Source organism: Ruegeria sp. YTSA072 (genome assembly GCF_059610285.1).
In genome coordinates this window covers 1-3,002 of the sequence record NZ_JBXWNI010000035.1, presented here as the reverse complement: position 1 = coordinate 3,002, position 3,002 = coordinate 1, and the positions used below count along the sequence as shown (strand labels likewise).

The window sequence follows — 3,002 nt, the reverse complement described above, 5'->3', positions numbered from 1 at the left end:
TCAGGCTGTGAGGCCTTCTGGTTCTGGCAGTTTGTTTGCGCGGCAGCAGGCGGTGAGGGTGTTGGCCAGCAGGCAGGCGATGGTCATGGGGCCGACGCCGCCGGGGACCGGGGTGATGGCGCCGGCGCGTGCTGCGGCGCTGGCATAATCGACGTCGCCGACCAGTTTGTTCTTGCCGTCGCGTTCAATGCGGTTGATGCCCACGTCGATGACGGTCGCCCCTTCCTTGATCCAGTCGCCCGGCACCATTTCGGGGCGGCCAACTGCGGCCACGACGATATCGGCGCGGCGCACCACGTCGGGCAGATCCTTGGTGCGGCTGTGCGCGATGGTCACGGTGCAGCTGTCGCCCAGCAGCAGCTGCGCCATCGGCTTGCCCACGATGTTCGAGCGTCCGATCACAACCGCATCCATGCCCGACAATGAGCCATGGTGGTCACGCAGCATCATCAGACAGCCCAGCGGGGTGCAGGGCACCATCGATTTCTGACCGGTGCCCAAGAGGCCCACGTTGGAGATATGGAACCCGTCCACATCCTTGGCCGGGTCGATCGAATTGATCACCAGATCTTCGTTCAGATGCTTGGGCAGCGGCAATTGAACCAGAATGCCATGCACAGCCGGATCGTTGTTCAGCGTGTCGATCAGCGCCAGCAGGTCCTCTTCCGAGGTATCGACATCCAGCTTGTGCTCGTAAGAGTTCATGCCGACCTCAACGGTCATCTTGCCCTTGGAGCGGACATAGACCTGGCTGGCTGGGTCTTCGCCGACCAGAACCACGGCCAGGCCGGGGGTAATGCCGTTTTCCTCTTTCAGCTTTGCGACCTGATCGGCCACTTGCGCGCGCACTTTGGCCGCAAAGGCCTTGCCGTCGATAACCTGGGCTACCATCCTTTGATCCCTTCTTTCAAAAACGGATCGGGCGCGTGAAGCGCCCGGTCATTCAGTCCGGGCCGAGAACACGTTCCTCACGTGCAATCGACCAGTCAATCAACATGCGCCACAGTCTTTCGGCCAAATCCGGATCCATTCCCAGCTCGGCCGAGCTTGCGCGCACGCGGTGCACCACGTCTTCGACACGGTCCGGAATACGGGCAGGCAGGCCCTCGCCCGGCTTCAGCTCGGACGCGCGGTCAATGTAGCCTGCGCGCGCCACCAACATTTCGATCAGTTGGCGGTCCAGCTTGTCGATCTGAACCCGCAGATCCTGCATCGTTGCACAGTCTTGCGGCGGTGTCAGAGTGGGCATCGCGATCTCCTCATGGCCCGGGAAAACCCCGGACCACGAGATGTCCTATTCGGCGGCTTAGAACAAGCCCTCGATCTCACCTGCGTCATTGAGGCAGATGGTTTCCGCAGCCGGTTTGCGTGGCAGACCGGGCATGGTCATGATCTCACCGCAGACCACCACGATAAAGCCGGCCCCCGCGCTCAGACGTACCTCACGCACCGGAACCGAATGGCCGGTGGGCGCGCCGCGCAAAGTGGGGTCGGTCGAGAACGAATACTGCGTCTTGGCCATGCAGACCGGCAGATTGCCGTATCCGGCCTCCTCCCACTCGCGCAGCTGGTTGCGGATCTTGTTGTCGGCCAGAACCTCGTCGGCGCGGTAGATGCGCTTGGCGATGGTTTCGATCTTTTCGAACAGCGGCATGTCATCGGGATAGATCGGTGCGAAGTTGGCACTGCCGCCCTCGACGATTTCGACAACCTTCTCGGCCAGCGGCGCAGAGCCTTCCGAGCCCAGTTCCCAGTGACGCGACAGAACCGCCTCAACCCCATGCGCGGCGCAATAGTCGCTGACCGCCTGCACTTCGGCATCGGTGTCGGTGACGAAGTGGTTGATGGCAACCACAACCGGCACGCCAAAGGATTTCACGTTCTCGATGTGACGGCCCAGGTTGGCACAGCCCGAGTTGACCGCGTCGACGTTTTCCGCACCCAGATCGGCCTTGGCAACGCCGCCGTTCATCTTCATCGCACGCACGGTGGCAACCAGCACCACTGCAGACGGCGCGATGCCCGCCTTGCGGCACTTGATGTTCATGAACTTCTCAGCACCCAGATCGGCACCAAAACCGGCCTCAGTCACAACGTAGTCAGCCACTTTCAAAGCGGTCTTGGTGGCAATGACCGAGTTACAGCCATGCGCGATGTTGGCGAAGGGGCCGCCGTGGACAAAGGCCGGGTTGTTTTCCAGCGTCTGCACCAGGTTCGGCTGCATCGCGTCTTTCAGCAGCACGGTCATCGCGCCTTCGGCCTTGATGTCGCGGCAGTAGACAGCGGTCTTGTCGCGGCGATAGGCCACGATGATGTCACCCAGACGCTTTTCCAGGTCCTTCAGGTCGTTGGACAGGCACAGGATCGCCATGACCTCGGACGCCACGGTGATGTCAAAGCCGGTTTCGCGCGGGAAGCCGTTCGACACACCACCCAGGGACGCCGTGATCTGACGCAGGGCACGGTCATTCATGTCGACCACGCGACGCCAAGCGACGCGGCGTACATCGATCTCGGCTTCATTGCCCCAGTAGATGTGGTTGTCGATCATCGCCGACAGCAGCGAATGCGCCGAGGTGATCGCGTGGAAATCCCCGGTGAAGTGCAGGTTCATTTCCTCCATCGGAACAACCTGCGCGTAACCGCCCCCTGCAGCGCCGCCCTTCATGCCGAAGTTCGGGCCCAGCGAGGCTTCGCGGATACAGATCATCGCATTCTTGCCAATGCGGTTCAGACCATCACCCAGACCAACGGTCGTGGTCGTCTTACCCTCACCCGCAGGCGTCGGGTTGATCGCGGTGACCAGCACCAGCTTGCCGTCTTCTCGACCCTGAACCGAGTTGATGAACTCCTGGCTCACCTTCGCCTTGTCATGGCCATAGGGCAGCAGATCAGCAGAATCGATGCCGATCTTAGCGCCGATTTCCTGAATAGGCTTCTTCTGCGCCTCGCGCGCAATTTCAATGTCCGATTTATAGCTCATTGGGCAAAACCCCCGGTTG

3 protein-coding genes are annotated in these 3,002 nt (G+C 61.3%); all 3 read right to left on the bottom strand.

What is annotated here, in order from left to right; translation table 11 throughout:
- From folD to AC2FIB_RS22425, 3 genes are read right to left on the bottom strand one after another with little or no spacing between them, the layout of a single operon-like run.
- Nucleotides 1-891 (bottom strand): bifunctional methylenetetrahydrofolate dehydrogenase/methenyltetrahydrofolate cyclohydrolase FolD, encoded by an 891-nt coding sequence (folD, locus tag AC2FIB_RS22435; protein WP_496842726.1) that lies wholly within the window; start codon nucleotides 889-891, stop codon nucleotides 1-3.
- Nucleotides 892-943: 52 nt separating this feature from the next.
- Nucleotides 944-1,249 carry a chorismate mutase gene (locus tag AC2FIB_RS22430; RefSeq protein ID WP_058272292.1) on the bottom strand — a complete coding sequence of 102 codons (306 nt, stop codon included), beginning with the start codon at nucleotides 1,247-1,249 and terminating at the stop codon, nucleotides 944-946.
- Nucleotides 1,250-1,306: 57 nt separating this feature from the next.
- Nucleotides 1,307-2,983 (bottom strand): formate--tetrahydrofolate ligase, encoded by a 1,677-nt coding sequence (locus AC2FIB_RS22425; RefSeq protein ID WP_058273699.1) that lies wholly within the window; start codon nucleotides 2,981-2,983, stop codon nucleotides 1,307-1,309.
- Between the last annotated feature and the right edge of the window lie 19 nt (nucleotides 2,984-3,002).

Coding starts and splice junctions, on each gene's coding strand:
- folD (WP_496842726.1), bottom strand. CDS start 891: ATGGTAGCCCAGGTTATCGACGGCAAGGCCTTTGCGGCCAAAGTGCGC.
- AC2FIB_RS22425 (WP_058273699.1), bottom strand. CDS start 2,983: ATGAGCTATAAATCGGACATTGAAATTGCGCGCGAGGCGCAGAAGAAG.
- AC2FIB_RS22430 (WP_058272292.1), bottom strand. CDS start 1,249: ATGCCCACTCTGACACCGCCGCAAGACTGTGCAACGATGCAGGATCTG.